Annotated in this window: 21 protein-coding genes and 2 pseudogenes; 3 read left to right on the forward strand and 20 right to left on the reverse strand. The window is 34.9% G+C overall.

Features of this window, described 5'->3' with window-relative positions:
• Positions 1-4: 4 nt before the first annotated feature.
• The 7 genes and pseudogenes from KD050_RS01400 to KD050_RS01425 all read right to left on the reverse strand — a co-directional run bounded on the left by KD050_RS01400 (position 5) and on the right by KD050_RS01425 (position 9,008).
• Entirely contained in the window at positions 5-1,669 is a 1,665-nt protein-coding gene (locus KD050_RS01400; RefSeq protein WP_211894500.1) for an amylo-alpha-1,6-glucosidase, read from the reverse strand.
• A 55-nt stretch (positions 1,670-1,724) separates the two neighbouring features.
• Complete coding sequence (locus tag KD050_RS01405) at positions 1,725-4,781, reverse strand: glycoside hydrolase family 2 TIM barrel-domain containing protein (protein WP_211894501.1); 3,057 nt, start codon at positions 4,779-4,781, stop codon at positions 1,725-1,727.
• Between the two features lie 42 nt (positions 4,782-4,823).
• Positions 4,824-5,645, reverse strand: coding sequence for a carbohydrate ABC transporter permease (locus tag KD050_RS01410; RefSeq protein WP_211894502.1), 822 nt, complete (start codon positions 5,643-5,645; stop codon positions 4,824-4,826).
• The gene (locus KD050_RS01415; protein WP_211894503.1) at positions 5,642-6,583 is read right to left on the reverse strand and encodes a carbohydrate ABC transporter permease; all 942 of its coding nucleotides are present in this window, start codon (positions 6,581-6,583) and stop codon (positions 5,642-5,644) included. Before KD050_RS01415 ends, KD050_RS01410 begins: the two co-directional genes overlap by 4 nt.
• Before the next feature lie 77 nt (positions 6,584-6,660).
• Positions 6,661-7,893, reverse strand: a complete 1,233-nt coding sequence (locus KD050_RS01420; protein WP_211894504.1) for an ABC transporter substrate-binding protein — start codon at positions 7,891-7,893, stop codon at positions 6,661-6,663.
• A gap of 672 nt (positions 7,894-8,565) precedes the next feature.
• Positions 8,566-8,739: pseudogene (locus tag KD050_RS21215) on the reverse strand (SAM-dependent methyltransferase); the annotation flags it as partial.
• Entirely contained in the window at positions 8,718-9,008 is a 291-nt protein-coding gene (locus tag KD050_RS01425) for a thioredoxin family protein (protein ID WP_235753896.1), read from the reverse strand. The pseudogene KD050_RS21215 and the gene KD050_RS01425, both read right to left, overlap by 22 nt.
• Between KD050_RS01425 and KD050_RS01430 the strand changes: the two are divergent.
• Positions 8,989-9,273: pseudogene (locus KD050_RS01430) on the forward strand (winged helix-turn-helix transcriptional regulator); the annotation flags it as partial. The gene KD050_RS01425 and the pseudogene KD050_RS01430 sit on opposite strands and share 20 nt — an antisense overlap.
• Positions 9,274-9,419: 146 nt before the next feature.
• On the opposite strand, the gene KD050_RS01435 reads toward KD050_RS01430, so the two are convergent.
• The gene (locus KD050_RS01435; protein WP_211894505.1) at positions 9,420-9,860 is read right to left on the reverse strand and encodes an Lrp/AsnC family transcriptional regulator; all 441 of its coding nucleotides are present in this window, start codon (positions 9,858-9,860) and stop codon (positions 9,420-9,422) included.
• Between the two features lie 121 nt (positions 9,861-9,981).
• Between KD050_RS01435 and KD050_RS01440 the strand changes: the two genes are divergently transcribed.
• Positions 9,982-10,533, forward strand: coding sequence for a cysteine hydrolase family protein (locus KD050_RS01440; protein WP_211894506.1), 552 nt, complete (start codon positions 9,982-9,984; stop codon positions 10,531-10,533).
• A gap of 569 nt (positions 10,534-11,102) precedes the next feature.
• On the opposite strand, the gene KD050_RS01445 is transcribed toward KD050_RS01440, so the two are convergent.
• The 12 genes from KD050_RS01445 to KD050_RS01500 form a co-directional block, all read right to left on the reverse strand.
• Complete coding sequence (locus tag KD050_RS01445; RefSeq protein WP_211894507.1) at positions 11,103-13,379, reverse strand: glycoside hydrolase family 65 protein; 2,277 nt, start codon at positions 13,377-13,379, stop codon at positions 11,103-11,105.
• A gap of 11 nt (positions 13,380-13,390) precedes the next feature.
• Positions 13,391-14,068, reverse strand: coding sequence for a beta-phosphoglucomutase (pgmB, locus tag KD050_RS01450; protein ID WP_211894508.1), 678 nt, complete (start codon positions 14,066-14,068; stop codon positions 13,391-13,393).
• Positions 14,069-14,126: 58 nt separating this feature from the next.
• Entirely contained in the window at positions 14,127-15,140 is a 1,014-nt protein-coding gene (locus KD050_RS01455; protein WP_211894509.1) for a LacI family DNA-binding transcriptional regulator, read from the reverse strand.
• A 77-nt stretch (positions 15,141-15,217) separates the two neighbouring features.
• A complete protein-coding gene (locus KD050_RS01460) occupies positions 15,218-15,922 on the reverse strand; it encodes a YesL family protein (RefSeq protein ID WP_211894510.1) in 705 nt (234 codons plus the stop codon).
• Between the two features lie 26 nt (positions 15,923-15,948).
• The gene (locus tag KD050_RS01465) at positions 15,949-16,785 is read right to left on the reverse strand and encodes a carbohydrate ABC transporter permease (RefSeq protein WP_211894511.1); all 837 of its coding nucleotides are present in this window, start codon (positions 16,783-16,785) and stop codon (positions 15,949-15,951) included.
• Positions 16,785-17,660 (reverse strand): carbohydrate ABC transporter permease, encoded by an 876-nt coding sequence (locus tag KD050_RS01470; protein ID WP_211894512.1) that lies wholly within the window; start codon positions 17,658-17,660, stop codon positions 16,785-16,787. The genes KD050_RS01465 and KD050_RS01470 overlap by 1 nt, the downstream gene beginning before the upstream one ends.
• 109 nt (positions 17,661-17,769) lie before the next feature.
• Positions 17,770-19,032 carry a sugar ABC transporter substrate-binding protein gene (locus KD050_RS01475; protein WP_211894513.1) on the reverse strand — a complete coding sequence of 421 codons (1,263 nt, stop codon included), beginning with the start codon at positions 19,030-19,032 and terminating at the stop codon, positions 17,770-17,772.
• A gap of 62 nt (positions 19,033-19,094) precedes the next feature.
• A complete protein-coding gene (locus KD050_RS01480; RefSeq protein ID WP_211894514.1) occupies positions 19,095-21,470 on the reverse strand; it encodes a glycoside hydrolase family 65 protein in 2,376 nt (791 codons plus the stop codon).
• A 296-nt stretch (positions 21,471-21,766) separates the two neighbouring features.
• Complete coding sequence (gene argH / locus KD050_RS01485) at positions 21,767-23,140, reverse strand: argininosuccinate lyase (RefSeq protein WP_211894515.1); 1,374 nt, start codon at positions 23,138-23,140, stop codon at positions 21,767-21,769.
• Positions 23,137-24,345, reverse strand: coding sequence for an argininosuccinate synthase (locus KD050_RS01490; protein WP_211894516.1), 1,209 nt, complete (start codon positions 24,343-24,345; stop codon positions 23,137-23,139). Before KD050_RS01490 ends, argH begins: the two co-directional genes overlap by 4 nt.
• 197 nt (positions 24,346-24,542) lie before the next feature.
• Complete coding sequence (locus KD050_RS01495; protein WP_211894517.1) at positions 24,543-24,839, reverse strand: antibiotic biosynthesis monooxygenase family protein; 297 nt, start codon at positions 24,837-24,839, stop codon at positions 24,543-24,545.
• A gap of 35 nt (positions 24,840-24,874) precedes the next feature.
• Complete coding sequence (locus KD050_RS01500) at positions 24,875-25,531, reverse strand: HAD family hydrolase (protein WP_211896169.1); 657 nt, start codon at positions 25,529-25,531, stop codon at positions 24,875-24,877.
• A 431-nt stretch (positions 25,532-25,962) separates the two neighbouring features.
• Between KD050_RS01500 and KD050_RS01505 the strand changes: the two genes are divergently transcribed.
• On the forward strand, positions 25,963-26,127 hold the full coding sequence (locus KD050_RS01505; RefSeq protein ID WP_235753897.1) for an aspartyl-phosphate phosphatase Spo0E family protein: 165 nt from the start codon (positions 25,963-25,965) through the stop codon (positions 26,125-26,127).
• Positions 26,128-26,166: the final 39 nt, after the last annotated feature.

The following is a 26,166-nucleotide window of genomic DNA, read 5'->3' on the forward strand; positions in this document are numbered from 1 at the left end:
CCACCTATTTACCTTCGATTAACGATAGGAACACACTTGATGTCCAAGTAAAGGAAGTATCGACGAGCCCTTTTCCACTATGCGGATCGAAGTTTTCCGCCATACCACCGACAAGCGTGAGATTTAGATATTTTTCTTTAATTCTTTCTCCAATTTCGCTATAGCCAAAACTCTTTAATGAATCAATAATAAGGTAGGTAACAGGAGCCCAAATTGGTCCAAGCCAATAACCGTTTTCCTTATACAATGGACTTGATGGCATTTCCGTTGCAAATCCATATTTTGTTTCAAAGTTTTCTACAAGGTCCTCTACAAGTTGGTCCATGATTTTTTTATCTAAGCGATATCCGATTAAAACCGGTAAACGCAAAATCAGACTGGAGCGGATGTCAATTTTCTCAGCATCTTTACCTACACGGCCAAAGAAGCCTTTTTCATCATATAGACGTGCCATTAATAGAGTGAAAAGTATATCTGCTTTTTCAGCAAATCGCTTTGCTTCTTTCTTTTCCCCAAGAAGATTAGCAAATTTCGATAAAACATCATATGTTCGAATTAAAAAACTAGCTAGATCTGGTGCCTCAACGGTCATTCCACGATGGAATAATGAGGAATTATCCCAACCAGAGTCATTACCATGTTTATAATGCGGAAGTCTACCTTCATATGTTCGATATAAATCAAAGTACTGTGTTACTTTTTTAGTTGATTCATAAACCTCTCTTAGACGACTCTCTTCCTTAAAGTAGTCATTCATTTCCATCAATTTTTCATAGGCGTATGCAAAGACCGGTGGTTTAATACAGTTATAAGACACAAACTTATCATTCACAAAATCCGGATAGGCTCCAGACTTATCCTGCATGTCCATAAAAATTTTCAGCTGAGAATAAGATAGCTCTGGATACTTCTCTCCAATATGTAAGGCATTAAAGCAATTGTCCCAAGACCAGATGTTATACATCCAGAGTTTTGACATATACATGGCATAATTTTTCAGTACTCCGTCCGGGTGAACAATACTTGACCAAGTGATATAAACAGCACGATCAATCGAGTCTTGGTATACCTCATTTTTTTCGGTATTATTTTCAACCCACTCCTGATAGAGCCTCTCAACCTTTTCTTTTCCTGCTTGGAAGCTTGCATACTCTTTCGGTTTAAACACAGTGCGATAGCTTTCAATGACAAAGTGTCCATTACTTAAACGGATGTCGATATAGTCATTTCCAATCACATTCCAAGGTGCGTCAACAGACATCATACCCGAAAGATTACTAATCATCAGCTTCAATTCTTTCGGATAGATATGATATTCATACATACCATCCTCATATTCGTGAAGGGTATCGTACTTCACTTTATTAGCTTGCAAACGAACTTCAACTCCGTTAGCCTCAATATGAAGCTCGTCTTCTTCCGAAATAATAATTTCTGCATATTTCTCTATATTCTTCACTAAATAAAAGCGCAGGTATGTTTCCGAAGCGGCGATATCAAATTCTTGTTCAATGCCATCCTGTAACAGATCCAATTTAAATAATTTTGATGGCGCATCGTCTCCACCATGAACATCACGTATATAAATTTCCTTTGTATCCTTTTCCTTCGATACGCAAAAATAAGAACCGAATCGAGAAAAAGGGATTTCTTCTATGTTTAATTTCATGAGCTTCTCCTTTCGTCAAACAAAATAAGAAGCAGAGTTTTCTCTGCTTACTTATTTAACGGACCGTAAAAATTTTACTTTCTTCCGCTAGGCTATTCTTGTCTATTTTTCTTATTTCAATTTGAAGATGGAAATCCTCAATCATAGCCCGGTATGGAGGTAATTGTTCCTCTCCGCAACTGTTACTTCCAACACCACTTTGCTTATAATCAATCGTCAACACGTTAAATGGTGACTTCTTAATATTACCGCGGTGCTTCGCCTCTTCAAGCGCACTTGTTTCATAATCATGGATAGTAAAATCATATGTTTCTTTAAAATTAATCAAGTATGCCTGCTCATCATTTGCTACAGCTAAGAAGGAAGTATCACTGCGTGAACCATTTTCCTGCGGGTATACATAATCAGTATGCATTTCTTGAATAGTTTTATTATATAAGCCAATTGGTTGACTGCGTTTTGTATCCTGATAGGATTCAGAATCACCACGACCATACCAGGTAACGTTGTTGTAATCCTCATTAAGATGCATCGTTACGCCAATGCGTGGAAGCAGTTCTGGAATTTCATGACCCCGTAATAGCTTTTCACCTTGTAGATCAATGTTCAAGGCGCCATTTTTCGTCATACGATAGTGATATGTCAGATGGAAGCCCCATGCTTGGTTCACGGTAGATAAAAATTTAGTAATCATGACATCCACATAGTCTGCTGTCACTTCGTAAGTCATATCTGCTAATTGTTCTTTGGTGTTTTTAAGGAAGTATTTATTAACCCAGTCATCCTTCTTGTACATATCATTGTCGATAATCGCTCTCCAGAGGGTCACTTCTGGCCCTTTGTTAATAATTACTTCCCCTCCATATTTGAAAGATTCTAGTGCGCCGTACACATTTGAGAAAACAGCCTCGAACTGATCGTTTTCAATTGTGAACAAAGCACCTTCATCCTTCATGACAAAGTCAGATCCCGTTGAAGTGATAGTCCTCACTTCTTTTTCAACTTTTGTAGATTCTAATAAGAAGCTTTCTCTTGTAATCTCATGACCTTTTTCCGCATAGCGAGTATCATCCGTTTCCTGATAGCTTAAATAGATACGAACATCCTCGTGCTGGGCAGCTTTTACTACATCTATCGGCAGCGTAATAGACAACGATTCATGTGCTTCGATACTTGGCAACTGCATTTCCTGCGCTTCGATTAGTGTACCGATTGATTTTACTTCAATGCGAAGGGTCACTCCGCTTAGGTTTCTAAAATCGTATAAATTGTTAATACGAATTTTCCCTTCAGCTAAGTTTACTTCCTCCGTGACAATCGGTTCAATTACTTTTTTGTATTCAAAAAGACCTGGTGACGGCGTTCTATCTGGGAATACAAGGCCATCAATACAGAAGTTGCCGTTTGTAGGGAAATCACCGTAATCTCCACCGTATAAATAGTAGGTTTCACCATTGTCGTTTGCCGTTTCAATTCCATGGTCACACCATTCCCAGATAAAGCCTCCTTGCAATCTAGGATATTTTCTCATAATTTGTTGATATTCCGTTAAGCCGCCAGGTCCATTCCCCATCGCATGTCCATATTCACATAAAATATGTGGCTTTTTACCTTCCGCATCCTTCCCAATTTCTTCAAGACGATTTAAGCGAGTGTACATTGTTGTGTATACATCACTGTATGAGGCATTTCTATCTCCTTCATAATGAACTAATCTAGTAGTATCAATCACTTTGATGGTATTGTACATAGCCGTAAAGTTTCTGCCAGCACCTGATTCATTTCCTAATGACCACATGATGATACTTGGATGGTTACGGTCTCTTTTTACCATGCGTACTACTCGATCTACATATTGTTTTTCCCATAGTTCATTGTCAGAAATCCAATTGTAGTTTCCGGTATTTTCAAAACCGTGACATTCAAGGTCTGCTTCATCAATGACATAAAGACCATATTCATCACATAAATCATAGAATACATCATTATTTGGATAGTGCGCTGTACGAACAGCATTGATATTGTACTGTTTCATCATTTTAATATCCTGAAGCATATCCTCGTAGCTTACTGTTCTACCTGTCTTTGGATGTGAGTCGTGGCGGTTCACACCATTAAAGAATACGCGTTTTCCGTTAACACGGATTTCGTTATCAATAATCTCAATGGCACGGAAACCTATACGTAATGGCACAATTTCCTTTTCACCTAACAGACTATACTCGAGGTGAAGTGTATACAGGTTAGGCTCCTCGGCATTCCATAAAAGTGGCTTTTCCTGGACTCTGCTCACTTCGAATTTCCCGTCAACCACTTCCATGTCAAACTTGTCGACTTGTTTGTCATGATGATAAAGCGTTGCGACCACATCTGTTACTTGGTCTGTTAAAAATTCTCCACCAATTTTTAATGCGAAATTCTCATAACTTTCATCGGGTAGGGTTTCAATATGGACATCCCAAAGAGTTTCTTTGTTGATTTTAAAGAGTTCAACACTCCTAAAAATACCAGAGAGCCACCACATATCTTGGTCTTCTAAATAAGTCCCATCAGAAAATTGATATACTCTAACAGTAAGACGATTACTGCCCACCTTTATGTATTCTGTAATATCAAATTCAGACGGCACTCTTGAAACTTTGCTATAACCGACATGCTCTCCATTCACATATAAATCAAATGCAGAATCTACGCCATTAAATTTTAAAATAAGCGCTTCACTATCTGTTAAATCAGCAACAACAAGCTCTCTAAAATAGATACCAGTCGGATTTTCCTGCGGCACAAACGGCGGGTTGATGGCAAATGGATACAAAACATCTGTATAGTGCATATTTCCGTAGCCCTTAATCTGCCAACTTGAAGGCACTTCCATATCATCTAAACTTTCGATGCTGAAGTCCTTTCTTTCAAACCCTATAGGCGACAGCTCAGGTGCATCCACAAACAAGAATTTCCATATTCCATCCAGTAATGTATAGCCAATACTATTTTCTTTTATAAATGTTTGAGCATTTTCTCTCGTTCCATATCTATAAAAATCGGCATGAGCAGGAAGTTTATTGATTCCCGTTAGGTGAATATCTTCCCACCTCTTCATTTCCCGTCTCATATTATCTTCCTCCATTTAACAATATATTGGTATTTATATTTCTTACTTAACCGAACCACTGATTCCGTCAACGATATACTTCTGTGCAATTAGGAATATAACAACTGGTGGAATGATCATGACTAAAGTAATCGACATTATTGGTAGAATCTGCAGATCATGAACTCCTTTAAATGCCGCTAACCCTAATGCTAATGTATATTTTGATTGGTCTTGAAGATAAATTAGTGGTCCAAGGTAATCATTCCATACTGACAAAATATTGAGCACTGCAATTAAGATAAGTGGAGCTTTCATAATCGGCACGAAAATTTTAAAGAAAATCTGAAATTCGTTTGCCCCATCAATTCTAGCTGCATTTTCAAGATCCTTCGGTATACTCATTAGGAATTGTCTCAACAAAAATATATAGTATGCTGATCCAAAAAACGCTGGGACAACCAATGGTTTTAATGTGTTAATCCACCCTAACATATTGAATTCCATATATAGAGGTATCATAGTGACGTCCCAAGGAATCATCATTGTCGCTAACATTAAGATGAAAAGAGCGTTTTTGTATTTGAAGTTATATCTAGCAAATCCATATGCAACCAACGAACAAGATAGTAACTGACCTATAGTTGTCATCACAGTAACAATGACTGAGTTCTTTAAATAGACGCCAAATGGTTGACTATTCCAAGCATCAATGAAGTTTTTCCACTGTAGTACTTCTGGAAAAATCTTTGGAGGATAACTAAAGACTTCAGTCTCTGTTTTTAATGCAGAAAGGACTACCCACACGAATGGTAATATGAAGTAAAGTGAAAATAATCCTAGAAGGCTGAACGTGATAATTTTAAATCCTTTTGGCATCTTCATTTTTTTCTTCTTCCTTTCTTCCCTTCTTTTTTCACTTCATTTTCATAAAACACCCAAGTGGATGATGTCTTAAAGATCAACAAAGTTAATAGTAAAACCACGATGAACATAAACCATGCGTTTGCACTTGCATAACCAAGTTGATGGTGTTTGAAGGCGTTGTTATACACATATATTCCGTAGAAATAGGTTGATTTTAACGGGCCACCACCGGTTAACAATAAAACCAACGTCAGCTGCTGCAGTGCTCCGATTACAGATGTAATCACATTAAATAGAATTGTCGGAGTAATACTTGGAATCGTAATGCTGAAAAACTGACGTAATGGACCAGCACCGTCAATCGCTGCCGCCTCATATAATTCTGTTGGGATTCCTTTAATATTGGTATAAAAGATTAGCATCATAATTCCAACGCCCCAGGCACTCGCAATTACGATTGTTAAAATTGCCCATTTAGGATCTACAAGCCACTTTGGACCTTCTATACCAATTAACGATAGTATATAATTTAAAATTCCATACTCAGAGTTGAATATCCAACCCCAAATTATAGAAATGGCAACCCCTGAAACAACCGCGGGCAAATAAAAGATAGTACGGAAAAATTTCATTCCTTTTAATGGTTGAGTAATGAGAAGCGCTAAAATTAAAGCAATCGCTAAATTCAATGGTACAAAAATTGCAGCAAATTTAAATGTAATGATAATAGATTTATAGAATTGTGGATCTTGAGTGAACATTGTTTTATAATTTTCGATTCCCACAAATGTTGGTTCACTTGTAATCGGCCAATTAAAAAAGCTCATGATTAATGAGAAAATTAGTGGCCCAAGAGTGAACACCAAAAACCCAATAATCCATGGCAGGATAAATAAATAGGGTACTTTCTTATTTATTAGCCGATAGCTAGTCGTTTTTTTCGTTATATTTTGCATAAGATGACCCCTTCATCGAATTAGAAAATAGGGTAAAGCACTTAAAAAGCGCCTTACCTTATTAAAAATTAATATTTTTACTCAATAGCACTATTTAATGCCTCTTTCGGATTCTCTAAAGTACTTGGATTAAAGATAGATTCAAACGTCTGTGTCAGATTCTCAGATACTTTACTCCAATCTTCAACAATGAAAGATGAAGGCGTATATCCGTCACTCTTTTCGAGCATTGAATAGAATACACTTTTCACTGGGTCCTGTTCGAGTTGTTCACTTTCTACAACCGATTTTAAAACTGGAAGTTCAAAACCAATTCTTCCCTTATTCGCTTCCTCATTAGTCCAGAATTTAACGAATTCGAATGCTTCATCTTTATATTCTGAGTTTTTAGAAATTGACACCCCTGAAGAACTTAAAATACTGACGCTTTTACCCCCTTTAAATGTCGGTAATTCTACCACGCCATAGTCAATGCCAGCTTCTTTCAATGGAGTTAAACCCCATGCACCATATACAAACATCGCAACCTTACCAGATTTCATTTCTGTTGAACCAGAACCTTCTGTCGTGATGGCATAACCATCCTTCGCCATGTTTTGGAACATTTCAAATACTTCTACTGATTGTTTTGAATTCAAGTTTCCTTTTAAATTTCCATCTTTATCAACATAAGATGTGTTATTGCCCCAAAGGAACATTTCAAAATCGTATGGATCCGGTTTCCCTGAAAAAGCAAAACCACTTACTTTTGAATCTTTATTTGTTATTTTCTTAGCGGTTTCTTGAAGATCCTCCCATGTCCAACCTGATTTTGGATATTCTACACCCGCTTCATCAAAAATCGCTTTATTGTAGTAAACAACATGCGTCGTGTATCCAACTGGTAATCCTAAAATTTGCCCATCTGCTGAATTATAATTCCATAATGTTTCATAGAAATTATCTTTGTACTCAGCACCTTCTTTTTCGATATAGGAATCAAGAGGCTCTAGTGCACCTTTATATTGTGGGTAGTTCCACATATACATAATATCTGGAGCATCCTTAGCACCCATACCAGCTGTAATTTTTGTGTCATATTCACTTCCATATGCTTCTAAAACTACTTCGATATTTTCATGTGAATCATTGAATTTATCGATTAGATCTTGCTGTAAGTCAACATCTTCCCCAACATCCCACGTAGCAAAACGAAGTTTAACTTTTCCATCTGTTGGTTTGTCTCCACTTGAAGATGAGCTACAACCTGCTAATAACAAAATTGCTGCAATAAATAAAAACAAAATGGCTTTAAATTTTACTAACTTCATGGTGATCCTCCTTTTTTAATAACATTTTCATTATATTCTGACTTTTACTAAATGTAAACGCTTTTTTAAGTGTTTTACTAAATATTTTAAACAGAAATATAGTTTTTTTATTGTTTTTAGGGTTTTCGCTTTTTAAATTTTTTTCACAAAAGGAGATAGGATCTAGCTCTAGTATATAGTGTATGGAGGTATATTGAAGTTTAGTAAACGTGTGGTGTATATCCTTTTGTATCCCCACAGATGACCCGAGATAATGAGTGGCCAGTCCCACTTTCTATAAATCGCTTCTTTGATTAGCTTTTTATAGTACATCTCTGATTGGATTCTGAAGATGAAGTAATATAAAGAACACTATCATGATTTGGCACTGACTATCTTTTTTGAGACAGGAATAAAACACCCTATTATGTAGCCAATTGACGGTATTGAACCGGTGATTGGCTGTTTAGTTTCGTTAGAATGTATTCTTCTACAATCCAGATAAAATTGCTTAATGTCCATATTACTATGGCTTTAAATAGGTCTACTAAAAAAAGGTACTCCTTCATTTAAATGATATGAAATAGTACTGTATCAAAAAAGACGACTCTAATAAATTTGCAGAGTCGTCTTTTATTGCTATTCAGCTAATTTGAATCATTTTTCCAACCTAATAATCTCAATTTACGACCTTCACTTCTCTGGTTTTTGCCCAACAAATTGGATTACATGGGACTCCCCATTATGGAATTCTCCTTCATGGTGGACAACCTCTCCCATGAAAAAGTGAACAATGCGCCATTCAGCAAAGATTTTCAAAAACTCTTCCGGTTTGTATAAAAAGTCTAGCTCTTGCGGTCCGCCACTTTATGCAAAGATTGCATTTGAACAAATCGTGCTTCCCTTATAATTTCTTTACCATCTACAAATAAAAGTAGTGCAGGTACAGTAAGAACCGAAAGACGCCCAGCTATTTCTTCGACATCATCTGCATTTATATGCCCTAACTGTATTAGTGGAAATTCTTTCAGTAAATCCTTCAGCTGAGGCAGTATAGCATGACATACGCCACAATTATTTCTTGATACATATAAAAAACTAAATTGCTGATCCTCATACACACTTTCTATTATCAACGGTAAATGGAAACTGCTCGTTATTTACTATTTATCAAAAAATAATGCAGTACGCTATAATGAACTTCAGCGTATGATAGGAAAAATAACCTATAGAACCCTAAGTTCCACATTAAAGGAAATGGAGAGTGATGGCTTAGTTCATCGTGAGGAATATCCCCAAATCCCACCAAAGGTCGAATATAGCCTTACCAAAAAAGGACAAACCCTCTGGCCACTTATCCAGGAAATGTGCGAATGGGGAGAGCATAATAAAGAAAAATAACAGAAAAGAAAATGCAGAGTTTAGAAAATCAACACAAAAAGGCAGCTTTCAGTTTCTAACCGAAAGTTGCCTTTTTTATTATAATCTAACCGCACCACCCGAGTAATTTAGAAACGATGCACCTAGAAAAGTAAATCGTTTTTTTGTCATGTAGCTGTCATCGGATTCTGTAGTTTAATCTCCTGGATGGATAAATGTACAGTATAATTCCCATACTCAAGAATTTTATCCAAAAAAAGATTCAATTGTTCTTGAGAACTGACTTTTATTTTTATATGGTAACAGGCTTCTCCCGATACACGGTGAACTTCCACTACCTCTTTTCGATCATTCATTAATCGTATAAACGAATCATGGTTTGCTGTTTTCATATAAATAATGACAAACGCAGTATAAGTAAGTCCTAATTTCATCTCATCAACTATTAGAGAGTAAGCTTTAATAACCCCATTTTCCTCCAGTTTTTTTATACGATTCCCTACTGCTTGTCCTGTCATATGAATTTGTTCACCTAGGTCTTTCCATTGTACACGTGAATTTTCGGATAATAACCGAAGAATTTGAAAATCAATATTATCAAGTTCCATTATAAATTCCTTTCACCATGAAATTTTTTGAGATAAAAGTGTTTCGTCAACCTATCGATAAAAACTATTAAACGTTCTAGAATTATAGTGTAACAAAATACTTTGAATGAGGTGGAGAAAAATGAGCACAGCTCTTATTATTGTAGATATTCAAAATGACTATTTTCCAAATGGAAAGATGGAATTAAGCAAACCTGAAATAGCAACCGCTAATGCTGCCAAAGTACTTGAATGGTTTAGACAGAATAACAAAGATAACATTTTTCATGTTCAACATATCGCGGCTGACCCAGCATTAGGATTCTTCCTTCCGGATACGGAGGGAGCTGAAATACATGAAACTGTTCAACCATTGGAAAATGAAAGCATTATTATCAAACATTTCCCTAACAGCTTTTTAAAGACTGAATTAGAAAGCAAATTAAAAGAAAAAGGAATAACTAAGGTAGTGGTTACAGGTATGATGACACATATGTGTATTGATGCCACAGTAAGAGCTGCAGTGGATCTTGGCTATGAAACTACACTTATTGAAGATGCATGTGCAACACGAGACTTGTCTTATGAAGGTAAGGTCGTTCCAGCTGAACAAGTTCATTATGCGTTTGTCGGTGCGCTTAACGGTATGTATTGCGCTGTAGAATCCACCGAAGATTTCCTACAAAAAAATTAACAAATCATAAAGAACATTTAAATGTAAAAGGCTGTCCAGATGTATTTTTTTCTGGACAGTCTTTTTCCATTACGAATGATTCCGTTATTCGATATATGCATTCCCATCTGATATAAGATCTAGAAGTCCTGTTGTTGGATCCATAACATGGCCATGTACAGGAATTGTTTTTGCTATTAATGGGTGATTACGGACAACTTTACAACTCTTTAATACACTTGTTTTTACATCCCAAAGCCCCGAAGCCAACCGTTAATATCATGCGAATAGTTAGGTATGTGAAGTGAAAAATTTAATATTTTTCAATACAATCATGTTTACTTTATTCAACTCTCGTATTGAGTAGACAAAACAATTGCTCTTCGTATAAATTTACGAAGGAAGAAGGACAAAACATAACACAGAGTTCTTTATTGTTTGTGAATTACTTTTTTTATGGTTTGTGACCATTTTAATTAAGCAAATGATTTTCACTCAAAATTGAGAGCATATGTTTACCACTAAAAAATTAAAGCATAAACTTTCCAAAAGGAAAATTTATGCTTTATATCACAACTAAGGCTTCTTTTTTATACCGCCAACTTCATATTTTCACCTATTTCAAGGTCAATAATCTCTCCCTTATGTGAAATGGATATACTATCTCCTTCTATTAGCGAATAGGTTACTGTACTTCTTTCCATTTTGATAGTTAATGTTCTATTTTGATATTGCAAGTTAAACTCAAGTGAATCCCAATGTTCAGGAAGAGAAGGTGTCAATGAAAGACCGCTCTCTTTCACTCTTAAGCCAGCAAAACCATAAACAATTGCAAGCCAAGTCCCCCCCATATTCGCCATATGAAGCCCGTCCTTTGTATTGCCATGTGTATTTTCCAAATCTAATCGCGCTGTTTTTCTAAAATATTCATAAGCTTTCTCTTTATCACCTAATTTGGAAGCCATCACACTAAATATACAAGAAGACAGGGAAGAATCATGAGTTGTAATTTGTTCATAGTAATTATACGAATTATTCATCGTTTCAAAATCCTGTTCATCTTCCAATAAAAAATGAGCAAGTACTGTATCAGCTTGTTTGCATACTTGATATCTATAAAGGGTTAATGGATGATAATTCAGTAAAAGTGGGAATTTATCTTTTGGCGTATTTTCTAAATCCCAACGATCCTTTTGTAAAAAACTATCATCCTGTGCATTGATTTTGTGCTTTTCATCGTATGGAAGGTACATTTTCTCGCCAGCGTCTGTCCATTCACTTACTTCTAGTTCAGATAAATTTAATTTATCGCTTAATTGGTTCAGTAAATCGCTATTCTTTACCTTCAAAAGATTATATGCCTTAACAGCCCATAGCAAATTATGTTTTGCCATGACATTTGTGTAGTAATTATTATTTACAATACATGTATATTCGTCAGGTCCCGTTACACTATCAATTCTAAAAAGTCTATTTTTCATATGCCCTACATCAATCCATAGACGAGCAGTTTCAAAAAGAATTTCCGCCATATAATCTCTTAAAAATGCTTCATCCACTGTTACTAAATAATACTGAATATAACTATAGGCTATATCTGCACTTATATGATACTGTGCTGTACCTGCTGGGAAGAATGCAGAACTTTCAGGTCCCGTGATGGTTCTCCACGGAAATAACGCGCCTTTTTTATGTCCCATTTCCTTCGCTCTTTCTCTAGCACTATCCAAAATAGAATATCTTTGTATTAATAAATTTTTGGCAATTTCCGGATTCGTCATTAAGAAGACTGGGAATATATAAATTTCAGTATCCCAAAAATAATGTCCCTCATATCCCTCTCCTGATAAACCTTTTGCAGCAATATTACTTACCGGGTCTTTTCCAACTGATTGTAAAAGTTGATAAAGGTTAAAACGAATTCCCTCCTGAAGGGAAGCATCTCCATTGATTTTCACATCAGCTGTACTCCAAAACTTATTTAAGTACTCTTTTTGTTTTAATAAAAGACCTTCAAAAGATGTCCCTTTTAACTGTTGTTGAATAGCCAGCGCTTCATCAATAATAGCATCCCCATGTCTTAATGTGTCTGTATACACATTATATTTTGTAAATTGAATAGGCTCATTTCCGTTACATAAATAGGTCTCTTCGACACTACTTTCTGTTAATTTACTCGAATACTCGTATTCATTTTTATCAATCATAGAAGAGGAAACACAAGCAACTTCTAGCTTTGTTGCATACGTAATATTTTTCACAATACTATAATTTTCTTCCTTTCGAATTTCTGCTACATGAAGTCTTGTAGCGTGGCCAGAAGCAACTCTAGGATCGTTTTTATCTACAAAGTTGGAGACGTTACCATCGACTATAGAAACAATTTTAACTAGTTGAATATTGCTTATTGGCACTATTTTGACTTCTATCGCAAATAATTCTTTCGTAACTAACGAAATAAGTCTTTTAAAATGAATTTTGACTTCCTTGCCTTTAGCAGATTTCCAATGTACAATTCGCTCGGCATAACCCGCATCCATATGCAAATTTCGTTCTAATTGTACTATTTCCCCATCAAATAACGAAAATTGCTCATCATCCAAATAAATATTTATCGTTTGTGCATCAATGACATTTAAGATTTTCTGCTGTATATCTGGAAATGCATGGAGTTTCTCACCATAGCTAATCTCCGTTTCATCATGAAAAGCATTAATATATGTACCTCGAATAGAGCTATATGCACTTTTATATCCCTCTTCAAAATTTCCTCTAACACCTAGATAACCATTCCCTATGGACAAAAGACTTTCATCTAGCAGAAGACTTTGGTTATCTATTTCTGATTTAGTTAGTTTCCAGGTCATTAAATTTCACCTCAGCTATTTTTTTCGCTGTATTTATTCATTATTTCTTTAAAATCTAACTTAGAAGTATCTTCAACTAAGTAGTCTGCCTGAGATAAATGTTCTAGTGAACCAACACCAACCGAGAACATATTCGCTTTGTTAATGGCTTCTATGCCAGCTGCTGCATCTTCAATTCCAATGCACTCCTCATATGGGATACCTAAGTAATCAGCTGCAGTTGTGAACGTTTCAGGATCAGGCTTTCCCTTAGAAACCTTCGATGCATCTACAATATAATCAAAGTAACTAATGAGTCCTAGTTTTTCTACTACATTTTTTGCATTTTCACTTGCTGAACCAAGAGCAATTTTAATATTTTGTTCTTTATTGTTTTTTAGTAAATCTTCAATTCCTGGTAAAACGTTTTCTTCATTTATTGATTCTGCTAATTCTAAATAGAATTCATTTTTTTTACTGGCTAATCTTACTTTTTCCTCATTACTCATCTTTAACAAAGAAGGATTCAATTGTAGAATTAGCTCAAGAGACTCCATGCGGCTAATTCCTTTTAGTCGCTCATTAAATTGTCTATCAAATGAGATACCAAGCTCCTCTGCAAGTTTTTTCCATGCTAAATAGTGAAATTCTGCTGTATCCGTAATAACACCGTCCAAATCATATATAAAGGCTTTTGGGTACTGAGTCATTTATATCCTTTCCTTTCTTCGAAAATTATTAGATGGAATGGGAAAGCTTTAACTAAAGCTAAATTGTCTTGACACTTCCCCGTTCTATTAATCGATGTTCCACATTTACATGCTTCTGATCCAGTTTATTTTCCATTAAGTCTTGCAGTAATTGCGCTGCTACTTTCCCGATTTCAAAAAAATCTTGACCTATTGTTGTGAGTTGTGGATCTGTATAACTACTAAATACTAAATTGTCAAATCCAGTAATAGATATATCCCCTGGAATATTCAAACCAATTTCCTTTACTGCCTTCATGACTCCAAATGCCATTAGATCGCTAAAACAAAGAAAAGCAGTAGGACGCTTTGTTTTCAAATATTCTTTTGCTAATTCATATGCTACTTGCTCCGAAAAATCAGCATACATAATCTCCTCAGTATTTAGCTCTATGTCATTATCCTTAAAAGCTTCTGTAACTCCTTTAATCCGCTCTGAATTTACATAAGTTTTTTTTCTTCCTGCCACCACAGCAATATCTCGATGATTTCGTTCAATTAAATACAAGGCAATTTCTTTGCTAGCTTTTACGTTATCAATTGAAACACTTCCAACTAGCCCATTATTCGTTTCAGGAATAATATCGAGAACAACACAAGGTATATTTGTATCAATTAACTCCATATAGTATGGATCGTCAATACGTATTCCCTGTAAGAGTGCACCGCCAATATTTCGTTCTCGACAATACTGAGCATAGCTCTTTTTCTTCTGACGCTGTGAATCTATTAAGTAGATGGACAATTCAAACTGACTAGACGACACGGCTGTATATACTCCTTTGAATATATTAAATGCATTATTATCTTTTTCACTATTGTTAAGAACACCAGATGAAATCAATCCAATAGTCATTTGCTTTTTGGATGATAAGTTTTTCGCTACTATATTTGGCGTATAGCCCATCTGGTTGGCAATCTCGAAAATTCTTTGTCTTGTTTTTTCATTAACGTCCGTATAATTATTAAAGGCTTTTGAAACAATACTTACTGAAACTCCAGCTTCTTTTGCAACATCTTTTATAGTAGTCACTTCTATAAATCACTTCCTAAATTTATTGTGTAAACCTTCATTCTACGGAGAGCTAACTGTCTAAGACTCTAAAATACTTAAGTACTTTTATTAATGATAGCTTTTTCTTGCATCTTCAATGAAAATCTATAGAATATAGCAAAAGAGAAATAGGCACTTAGAGAACCTATAAAAAATAGAAAAAAAACAATAAGCTTTGTAGCACTTAAGTAAAACAAAAATGAATTACTAAGTAGGATTACAAAAAATAATAGCGGACTTCCAATCGTTACAAAAAACGTATTCTTTAACAATTCTCGAATGTTCATCTGAAAATGCACATTCAATGAAAAAAAGTTAATCGTAAAGACAAATAACACAAGTCCCACAATCGAAAATACCATAAGCAATAAATCGTTTTCATCAGTAAAAAAATAAAAATCCATTATCCAAATAAGCCATATAAAGGTCAACATTAGACCAACTAAAACACTCTTTTTGTAATTAGATATCATATGCGAAAAATACGCTCTCATAAGTGATGGATGATCTATCTTCAACACCCAATCACGAGCCATCGCAAATAATCCCATCGTACTTGGGACAAATAATATAGGGACTAGAAGTATTAAAGGCACATAGTAAAGTACAAACTCCATACTGAAACTATTAACGTACAAACTTAATAGAATAACCGCAATAGGAAGATTGATAATCATCCACAAAATATTAACAACAGAAAATCGCATAATCCATTCGGTTGTACTGTACAATGCTCCTGTAAAACCTGAGAATCCTTGCATTTACTTACCTCCCACAGAAATAGACTTTATTTTACAGCCCCTTCCCCAATACCTTTAATAATATGTTTTTGTGCAAGAACATAGAAAATTACAACAGGAATGATCGTCAGCATCAAGCCAGCCATTGCTAAGTTCCACTGAATCGTAAATTCTCCAAAGAAATAAAAAGTAGATAGTGGGATTGTTCGAAGTCCCTTATCAGTAAGTGTTAAAGAAGGTAGTAGGTAATCATTCCATATATTAATAACGTTTAAAATCATTACTGTAACTGTGATTGGTTTTAGAATTGGAAAAATAATTCTCCAGAAAACCCCAAACTTCGATGCACCGTCAATTGTAGCTGCTTCCTCTAATGTAATTGGTATAGACTTAACAAATCCATGGTACAGGAAGACGGAAATACTAGAACTAAAACCAATATGCATAAATATTAAGCCTTCACGAGTATTAATCATTGGAATATGTAACGTATTAGTTATAGTGCTCATGAATTGCATTAAAGGCATCATTAATGTTTGGAAGGGAATAAGCATGGTTGCTATGAAAATCATGAAAATAATTTTACTTAACTTATTATCCGTTCTTGCTAGCATCCAAGCAGTCATAGAGGATAATACAACAATAATTAGAACAGAGAGTATAGTTATATATAATGAATTAGCAAGGGCATTCAAAAAGTTCATTTTTTCCATCGCTTCTATATAGTATTGGAAACTGAATTCTTTAGGAAGTGCTAAAACATTTTCATATAATTCCTGTCGATCTTTAAATGAGTTGACAATAATTATATAGATGGGAGATAGAAAGAATAGTGCAGCAATGAGGAGTAAAAGCTCTTTTATAATTTTATAAAACTTTTTCATTACAATTCTACCTCCCTCTTTTTCGTGATATAAACTTGTGTCAGTGTTATTGCAGCTACTATTAAGAAGAAAATAATTGCCTTAGCCTGACCATATCCATAATTACCATATCCAAAGATTTCGTTATAAATGTTCATCGCAAACATTTCAGTGGAATTTGCAGGTCCTCCACCCGTTAAAGAAAGGTTAACATCGTAGATTTTAAATGCTGATGAAAGCGTTAAAAACAAGCTAATTGTAAACGCAGGCATTAACAGAGGAAATGTAATATTTTTTAACCTTTGCCACCAACTCGCACCATCAATCATAGATGCCTCCATTACATCGTTAGGTATACTATGTATTCCTGCGATATAAATAATCATAATATATCCTGCCATTTGCCAAGTAAAAACGAAAACTAAAGCATATAAGGCAAAATCCATATCGATAAGCCAATTAAAAAAGACATTTTCAAGACCAGTTACTTCGCCGATCAATGTAAAAACATCTAAGAAGATAAACTGCCAAATATAACCTAATATTAATCCACCTATCAAATAAGGCATAAATACCATAGTACGTGCAGCATTGGATGTTCTAAGTTTTGATGTCACCAAGAGAGCAAAAACAAGTCCAACTATATTTACGGAGATAACCGCTAATATGGTAAATAAAGTTGTCTTCCATGTAGATTCAAGAAAACGTGTATCACCAAATAACTTGATAAAATTATCAAAGCCAACAAACACCTTTGGATTAGCTGCAATACCATCCCACTTAAAAAAGGAATAATATATTCCAATTACGAATGGAATAACTACTACTGTCAAAAAAATAATAAATAACGGTGCAGTAAATAATAAATACCACCCTTTATTAATTTTATTTTGCATGTAAAACACTCCTTTCTAATAGTTTATAAATGGATCGAATAGGTAAGTACTGGACACCCTAAAATGGTGTGCCCAGCCTTTATTAAACTATCTTCCTAGTGAATTTAAACTATTTTACAGCGTTTTTCCAAGCATCATCTAAATTTTCTATAAATTCTTCACCAGTCATATCTTTTGATAAAAAGAATTCTTCTGCTTTTGGAGCAAAATCGTTCGGAACAATATTAGCTGGGTAATAATTTTGTGCCCAAGGAATTGTTTGACCACTATTGGAAGCATTTAATACGTCTTGTGATAGTGGATCTAAGTCATTTGCTTCGATAGTTGTAAGCGCAGGAACAAATCCAAATTCCTCTACAATGTATCGGTGACCTGTTTCACTTGTAAACATCCAATTTAAGAAGTCTTTTGCTGCTTTCGTTTCTGCTTCATCCTTTTTCCCATTGACTGCCCAGTTATTTCCTACACCAACTGCTAATTTATCCGTACCATTTAATGGGAATGGAAGCATGCCAACCTCAAAATCTACATCAAAATCTGCAAGCATCCCATAAGCCCAGTTACCTTGATGAATCATTGCTGATTTTCCAGCTGCAAAGTCACCCACTTCTTTATCGTATGTCACATCTAAAGGACTTGGTGTATTGGCTTTTATAGCTTCCATAAATTTACCGAACTCTTGGAACTCTTTCGTTTTTGCCATTGTTACATCACCACTTGTTAGGTTATCGATGAATTCATAGTGATCGCTTTGCAAAGAAAATGGATAGTTACTAATATGACCAATTAAGAAATAAGCTTCTTTTGAAAGGCCAAGTCCAGTAATATCTTCCGCTTTAAGTTTTTCTAATGTGCTCACAAAAGATTTATAATCCGCAACATCTTCTGGTTTCACTAAATCTTTGTTATAAACTAATCCAAATCCTTCTACTCCATAAGGAACTCCTACGATTTGGTCATCTACTTTTAATTCCATTCCTGGAGCAATGTCTTTTGCATATTCTTCAGAAGACAAATCAGCTACATAAGATTTCATTTTTTCAGCTTCCGTTACATTTTGAAGGCTGAATATGGATGGACCTTGATCACTATTCAAACGAATTTGTAGCTGTTCAAAGTAATCATCACCTGTTGTTCCCCATACTTCCACTTCAACGCCAGTTTCAGTAGTATATTCCTTCGCAAGTGCTTCTAATTGATCGGATATTTCTACTTTACTTTGGAAGATAGTAATTTTTTGGGTAGAAGCTTCATCACTATCACCATTATTTTCTTTTCCTGTTGAACCTTCATCACTGCCACTACAAGCACTTAATAGTAATAGCAAAGCGATTATAAATAGACTACTCCACGTTCTTTTTTGGAACTTCATTTAAATTCCTCCCCCTACGATTTGAAATTCTATAGTAAATAAAATGAAAGTTCATTTTATAACTACCTATTTTTGTTTTCATACTCTATATTTATTTCATCATCACACGCATAGATTTGATCCTGAATCTCAAATTCTATTTTTTTCTTGTTTTCTACTTTTACAGATAAAGTAGTTTTTGTTAAGAATAATGTGATTGGCTGACCTTTCCACTGAATAGTGAACTTCATATGGTGCCACTGCTTTGGTAATTTCGGATTTATCGTAAGTTTCCCATCTACGAGTCTAATACCAGCAAAGCCGAAAATAGCTGCTTTCCAAATACCGCCCATGGATGCTGCGTGTATACCATCATCTGATGTGTTCATTTGGGGTCCTAAATCGACTTCTGTAGATTTCCTGAAAAGAGAATAAGCTAAATCTGCGTCACCGATATCATTTGCTAAAATGGAATGTGTTGCCAAGCTTAACGAAGAATCATGTAATGTTTTCGGTTCGTAATAATAAAAGTTAGCCTCTTTTATAGCATTTGATAGCTGCATATCTTCCCGTAAAAAAGTTTGGTTTAACAGGTAAAATAAGAGTAATATATCTGCTTGCTTCGTAACCTGAAGGGTATTAATTTGTTCTGGATTATAATCACGATATATTGTTCTTAATTTTTCTTGATTTTTATATTTCGTAAGATCAATTTCTTTAAGCTTTAAATAAGTATCATCCTGAGGAATTACCAAATCCTCTTCACTTGGCTGTGGCAAATAGATTTTTTTTGCTTTTGATTGCCAAATTGGATAAGCTGTTTTCAAATCTAATTTGTTATTCAATACTTCTATTAGTCTTGGGTTTTCTTTCATTAACGCTTCATAATAACGTATTGCTAGTTTCAGGTTAAAAAAAGCCATGTAATTCGTAAAAGCATTGTTGTTTACATGCTCCTTATACTCATCAGGACCTATAACTTTATTTATATGGTATTCTTGCTTACCTGCATCCCACTCAAGCCGACTTGCCCAAAAACTTGCGGTATCAAAAATTATTTCATATCCATAATGGTCCATAAATTCATGATCAGCAGTGACATTAAAGTATTGGTAAATTGCAAACGCGATGTCAGCAGAAATATGTTGTTCAATGATTCCTGACCAAATTTTCGTTTGTTCCCCTGTAACAATATCAATGTCTCCTAGTTTCGGAGTTACTTCTCCGTCAGAGGGCCAAGCCGCCTCCCAAGGAAACATTGCGCCGCTATATCCGTTTTCCCTTGCCTTTTTTCTAGCTCCTGTTAAACCGTTGTAGCGGTAAGTTAATAGGGATTTTGCAACTGCTGGATTGGAAAAAATGAAAAATGGAAGTATGAAGATTTCTGTATCCCAAAATGAATGCCCTTTATAACCTTCTCCACTCAATCCTTTTGCTGCAATTCCCATTCGCTCATCATGTGCAGGAGCCATAATCGTTAAATGATATAGAGAGAATCGCAATGCAAGTTGATCATATGGATTATCGCTATTAATCTCTAATTTGTATGCATTCCATATGCTATTATTCCAAGCTTCTGTATGTGAATGAAGGAGTGAATCGTATCCTTTCATGGCACAGTTTCGTGCATCATTTAATGATTTTTCTCGAAGCTGCCTAGTAGTATATTCAGTAATATCTAAATCCTTATCACGACTTGTATACACTGTTGTTAGCTTTTCCACTTCTAACCTATCGTTTGGCCGAAGATTAATATCATAGGTAAGCCATACTTTTCTACGAGACATGTTCATTTCAGGATCAGCAATTCTTTGTTCATCATTGATAGTAATTCTGTGAGTAGAATTGATCACCACATCTATTTTAGACTCATTAGTTGTTTGGACTAGCTGAATATCCTTTTTATCAAATATTCTCCGTTCACCTTCTAGAAAATGCTGCGAGCCTGAGTTATTCATTTGTGCATCAATTCCAGTATCAAAAGAAATTTTAACAGGTTCTGTTAAGCTTTTAACAAACATTTTCATGCTAATTAGATGTAAATTATCTAGAGATACAAATCGTTTAAATTCAAACTGTAGTACTTTTCCTCTTGGAGATGTCCAGACAAAATATCTTCTCAACTCTGCTGTTTTTAAATTTAATTGTTTTATGTAATCCTTTGTTTTTCCAAATTCAAGGCTGAATTGATCACCATCTACTCGAATATCAAACCTCGTTACATCAGCTATGTTTGGCAATTCTGTTACTTCATTTTCTCCAGCTTTATTAAAAGTACCTCCGACAAATAAATTTCTAGTTTCTTTCATGTACGGTTCTTCAGTGGCAGAGCGCAATCCCATATAACCATTACCAAGGTACATAATTGCTTCACTTTTCCCAAGCGTATCTGGTTGGAATTCCTCTTCCGAAACAAGCCAATTCTCAAGGTCTCCTTTACCATGTGAATACTTTATCATGTGACTTAAAATCCCCTTTCCGAAAGCACATGTAAAACGTTACGAAAACGTTTTAGTATTATAGAAAAAAAAACGTTTTTATGGAGAATTCCTTCTGAGCATTCTTCAAAAACGTTTTAGTTGATAATAATAAATTGTAAGCCCTTACATTTAACTATAAATATATAATTTCAAAATGTCAATAAATTGTATAATATATTTAGATTATTTGCTCAACTATTGAAAAAAAAAACTAGAAAAAGTATAAAAAAAACCTGTAGACAGATTCGTAATCATACGAGTGTCTACAGGTTTTGTTATGCTAGTCGCGTCTTTGCTTCTGAAATTTGGATTTTTACTTGATCGAACCCAGTTCCTCCAAGTGAATTTCGTCTTCTAACCGCAGCTAGCGGTGATAATACATCGTATATATCCGACTCAATCAGACTGCTTGCCTGCTGAAGATCTTCAAGCGGTAGATCCAGTAAGAAATAATTACGTTGAATGCATAGGAACACTAATTTCCCAGTTACCTCATGTGCTTCACGGAATGGAAGACCTTTTGCAGCTAAATAATCAGCAAGTTCTGTTGCGTTTGAAAAGTCTTTGTGGACAGTATCGTGCAGTCTGTCTGTATGAACATCCATCGTACGAACCATGCCTTCAAAAATTTTCAATGATCCAACGATTGTATGTACAGTATCGAACATACCCTCTTTGTCCTCTTGCATATCTTTGTTGTAAGCAAGTGGAAGTCCCTTAATCACCGTTAGTAACCCCATCAGATTTCCATAAACACGACCTGTTTTCCCACGTATTAGCTCCGCCATGTCTGGATTTTTCTTTTGAGGCATAATACTTGAACCAGTCGAAAAAGCATCATCTAGTTCAATAAAGTTAAATTCAGAGCTAGACCATAAAATAATTTCTTCAGCAAATCGAGATAAATGAGCCATCAGCATAGAAGAATTACTTAAAAATTCTACGATGAAGTCTCGATCACTTACGGCATCCATACTATTTGCATAAACATTCACAAAACCGAGATAATCAGCGGCTATTTTGCGATCTATTGGAAAGGTTGTCCCTGCGAGAGCACCTGCTCCAAGCGGTGAAATGTCGATACGCTTCATAGAATCTTTAAAACGATCTTTGTCACGTTCTAGCATCCAGAAGTAAGCCATTAAATGGTGGGCAAATGAAATTGGTTGTGCTCTTTGTAAATGAGTATAGCCTGGTGCAAGTGTTTCCACATGTGTTTCAGCTTGCGCTATTAGTGTTTGTTGGAAAAGCTCGATCAGCTCAATTATTTCAACTACTCTATTTTTCAAAAATAGATGCATATCAGTCGCTACTTGATCGTTACGACTACGCCCCGTGTGCAGCTTACCACCAACAGGTCCGATTAAATCGATGAGCATTTTTTCTAGATTCAAATGAATATCTTCATTGGCAACTGTGAACTCTAATTTGTTTTCAACAGCAAGTTTTTTTAATTGAACTAGGCCACCTAAAATACTTTGAACATCATCAGGTGGAAGTATATCGCAGTCCCCTAGCATTTGAACATGTGCAATACTTCCATCTAAATCTTCTAAAACTAAAGTTTGGTCGAACCCAATTGATGCTCCAAATTCATCGACCCATTGTTCGGCAGATTTTTGAAATCTGCCTCCCCATAGTTTTGTCATACTTCCACCTTCTCTGCTCCCTTATTCACCATTGCGTGAACTTTTGTTGGTAGACCCCATAACTCGATAAATCCTACAGCAGAAGCATGATTAAATTCATCATCCTTTGTATACGTTGCTAATTTCTCATTGTATAGAGAATTAGGGGATTTACGCCCTTCTACAATAGCATGCCCTTTAAATAACTTTACACGCACTGTTCCGTTAACATATTGCTGTGTTTCCTTCAAGAATGCCTCAAGCGCAGTTCTAAGTGGAGAGAACCAAAGCCCTTCATATATAAGTTCCGTTAACTTTTTCTCCATTACTGGTTTAAAGTGTGCCAACTCTTTTACTAATGTTATATCTTCTAATTCTTTATGTGCTAGAAGTAAGGTATGCGCACCAGGAATTTCATATACTTCACGTGATTTAATACCAACTAAACGATTTTCAACGTGATCAATACGTCCAACACCATGTTTTCCAGCCAATTCATTTAATTTTAATATTAATTCATGTAATGGATATTCTACTCCATCTATGGAAGTAGGTACTCCTTTTAAAAATTCAATTTCAATTACATCGGCAGTGTTTGGTGCATTTTCTAAAGAAACTGTTAAATCATAAGCCTCTTCAGGTGGAGCAGCCCAGGGATCTTCCAAAATACCACATTCATTTGCACGACCCCAAAGGTTTTGATCGATAGAGAATGGGCTATCTAAATTAATCGGAATCGGAATATTTTTTTCTTTTGCATAAGCAATTTCTTCTTCACGACTCCAGCTCCACTCACGAACTGGTGCAATTACTTCTAAATTTGGATTTAAAGCTTTAATAGAAACCTCAAAACGTACTTGGTCATTCCCTTTACCTGTACAACCATGTGCAACTGCAGTTGCTCCAGTTTGTTCTGCAATTTCTACTAATTTTTTAGAGATCAGTGGACGAGATAAAGCAGAAACTAATGGATATTTATTTTCATACCATGTATGTGCTTGAAGTGAGATCAAAGCATATTCATTAGCAAATTCTTCTCTTGCATCGATCATATAACTTTCAATCGCGCCAACCTCAAGTGCTTTGTTTTTCACGAATGCTAGATCTTTACCTTCTCCAACATCCAGACAAACTGCTACAACATCATACCCCTCATCTTTTAACCATGTAATTGCAACTGATGTATCTAACCCGCCCGAATATGCTAAAACTACTTTTTTGTTCATTTTATATCCCTCCAATGAATTTATATACAATATCTTAGTATTAATATACATAATGTAACATGACCAATGTATAAATACAACTTATTTTTTATAATTATACCTAATTTTTTATCTTTAAATGATGCTTTGTAGAAGGCTGCAAATAAAAATAGACTTAGCACTCTATATAAATAAGAGAACTAAGTCTATGTTATATTCTAGAAAATATGCACTTTCTCAAAGTGTTCGACAACTGGGAAAGGATCATAGTAAGGATGAAGAAGTTTCTTCCATTCTTGATATTCGCTCGATTCTCTAAAACCAATTGTATGATCTTCTAATGATTCCCATCTAACTAACAGTAAATACTTTCCCTTAACTTCCATACAACGCTGTAACTCGTGAGATATATAACCTTGCATAGAAGAAATAATTTTAGATGCTTGACGAAAATCATCCTCATACTGTTCCTCTATACCCAGTTTAACTTGTAACATAACTGCCTCTAATATCATGGGAACACTCCTTTTTTACTTCAATCATTTTCAAGCTACATACGTTCTATCTTCTTTAATAATTCACTTAAAGAGATTTCCGTCATCGAGTCTATTCGATCATCAAAGTTCTCAAATTTTAGATTTCTTGTAACACTATTTGGGACTATGACACAACGTATACCCGCCTGTTTTGCAGCACTCAATCCATTCAAAGAATCTTCAAATACAATCGTTTCTTGAGGTGACAAATCTAAGTCCATAAGTGTTTTATTGTATAGTTCTGGATGCGGTTTAATATTGCTCACATCATCTTTTGTATTGATGACTTCAAAGTAATCCATTATATTAAGTTGCACTAAGTATGTACGCACCCACTTCTTTGATGAACTCGAAGCTAGAGCTATTTTCAAATTATGTTGTTTAGCCTCATCTAAATATTCTTTTACACCTTCCCGTAGTACAGGTGCTTTCATCATGTTTTCATATCTCAATGCAGCATGCTCTTCTAGCAATTCACAATTGACTGATTCACCTGCAAGTTCTCGGAAGTAACGATATAAAACGTCATTTCCAGTTCCAATACATTGAGAATATCCTTTTAAATCTAGATCAATTTGATGGCTTTCCCAAAAAACCTTTTTGAATGCTTCATACCAGGTAGTTTCTGTATCTACGATTAAGCCATCAAAATCAAATATAACTCCTTTTATCAATAGTAAAACCCCACAGTCTTAGATAATGTTTTCAAAAAAATTTGTAAAGTGCCCCCTATCAAAGTAATCAAACTCTTCTTTTGAAATCGGTTGTAACATATAACCTTCATAAAAAGGCTTGATTTTTAGAATTTTTCAACGTTTGAACCTCATATTCACAATTTCAGCTTTCATAATTAATATTCTTCATCCATTTCCTTAAATCCTTTTAAATCCTAAGATTTTGTTTAGAATAGAAGATACGACATATTAGGGCAGAAAATGTGTAGAAGATTATATAAATGTGACATTTTTGTGAAAAGTTTATATTTTTCACAATCCGACAATCTTTGCGATTTACTTATTATACAATAATCCAGATGCTACATAACCTACTTAGATATACACTCCAAGAAATGAAGCTAAATACACACTACGGAGGAAATATTGTGAAAAGTCATTTGCACCAAAAGGCATTATTGCTACGAATTGATCTAAAGAAACAAGATATGTATAGAAAGGCAAAAATTCTTGGTTTTACTCATCCAATTGTCGTTACTTGCAGTCAAGAGCTTGATGAACTGCTAAATAGATACCAACGAAAAGTTTCATGAATTTGAAATTTACCGGTACCTTTCTTATCTTCCGCTAAT

It is taken from the genome of Psychrobacillus sp. INOP01, from assembly GCF_018140925.1.
Lineage (GTDB): Bacteria > Bacillota > Bacilli > Bacillales_A > Planococcaceae > Psychrobacillus.

What these genes read in the sequence shown, in the direction of transcription:
- KD050_RS01400 (WP_211894500.1), bottom strand. Translation starts at nt 1,669, where the DNA reads ATGAAATTAAACATAGAAGAAATCCCTTTTTCTCGATTCGGTTCTTAT.
- KD050_RS01405 (WP_211894501.1), bottom strand. Translation starts at nt 4,781, where the DNA reads ATGAGACGGGAAATGAAGAGGTGGGAAGATATTCACCTAACGGGAATC.
- KD050_RS01410 (WP_211894502.1), bottom strand. Translation starts at nt 5,645, where the DNA reads ATGAAGATGCCAAAAGGATTTAAAATTATCACGTTCAGCCTTCTAGGA.
- KD050_RS01415 (WP_211894503.1), bottom strand. Translation starts at nt 6,583, where the DNA reads ATGCAAAATATAACGAAAAAAACGACTAGCTATCGGCTAATAAATAAG.
- KD050_RS01420 (WP_211894504.1), bottom strand. Translation starts at nt 7,893, where the DNA reads ATGAAGTTAGTAAAATTTAAAGCCATTTTGTTTTTATTTATTGCAGCA.
- KD050_RS01435 (WP_211894505.1), bottom strand. Translation starts at nt 9,860, where the DNA reads ATGGAACTTGATAATATTGATTTTCAAATTCTTCGGTTATTATCCGAA.
- KD050_RS01440 (WP_211894506.1), top strand. Translation starts at nt 9,982, where the DNA reads ATGAGCACAGCTCTTATTATTGTAGATATTCAAAATGACTATTTTCCA.
- KD050_RS01445 (WP_211894507.1), bottom strand. Translation starts at nt 13,379, where the DNA reads ATGACCTGGAAACTAACTAAATCAGAAATAGATAACCAAAGTCTTCTG.
- pgmB (WP_211894508.1), bottom strand. Translation starts at nt 14,068, where the DNA reads ATGACTCAGTACCCAAAAGCCTTTATATATGATTTGGACGGTGTTATT.
- KD050_RS01460 (WP_211894510.1), bottom strand. Translation starts at nt 15,922, where the DNA reads ATGCAAGGATTCTCAGGTTTTACAGGAGCATTGTACAGTACAACCGAA.
- KD050_RS01465 (WP_211894511.1), bottom strand. Translation starts at nt 16,785, where the DNA reads ATGAAAAAGTTTTATAAAATTATAAAAGAGCTTTTACTCCTCATTGCT.
- KD050_RS01470 (WP_211894512.1), bottom strand. Translation starts at nt 17,660, where the DNA reads ATGCAAAATAAAATTAATAAAGGGTGGTATTTATTATTTACTGCACCG.
- KD050_RS01475 (WP_211894513.1), bottom strand. Translation starts at nt 19,032, where the DNA reads ATGAAGTTCCAAAAAAGAACGTGGAGTAGTCTATTTATAATCGCTTTG.
- KD050_RS01480 (WP_211894514.1), bottom strand. Translation starts at nt 21,470, where the DNA reads ATGATAAAGTATTCACATGGTAAAGGAGACCTTGAGAATTGGCTTGTT.
- argH (WP_211894515.1), bottom strand. Translation starts at nt 23,140, where the DNA reads ATGACAAAACTATGGGGAGGCAGATTTCAAAAATCTGCCGAACAATGG.
- KD050_RS01490 (WP_211894516.1), bottom strand. Translation starts at nt 24,345, where the DNA reads ATGAACAAAAAAGTAGTTTTAGCATATTCGGGCGGGTTAGATACATCA.
- KD050_RS01495 (WP_211894517.1), bottom strand. Translation starts at nt 24,839, where the DNA reads ATGATATTAGAGGCAGTTATGTTACAAGTTAAACTGGGTATAGAGGAA.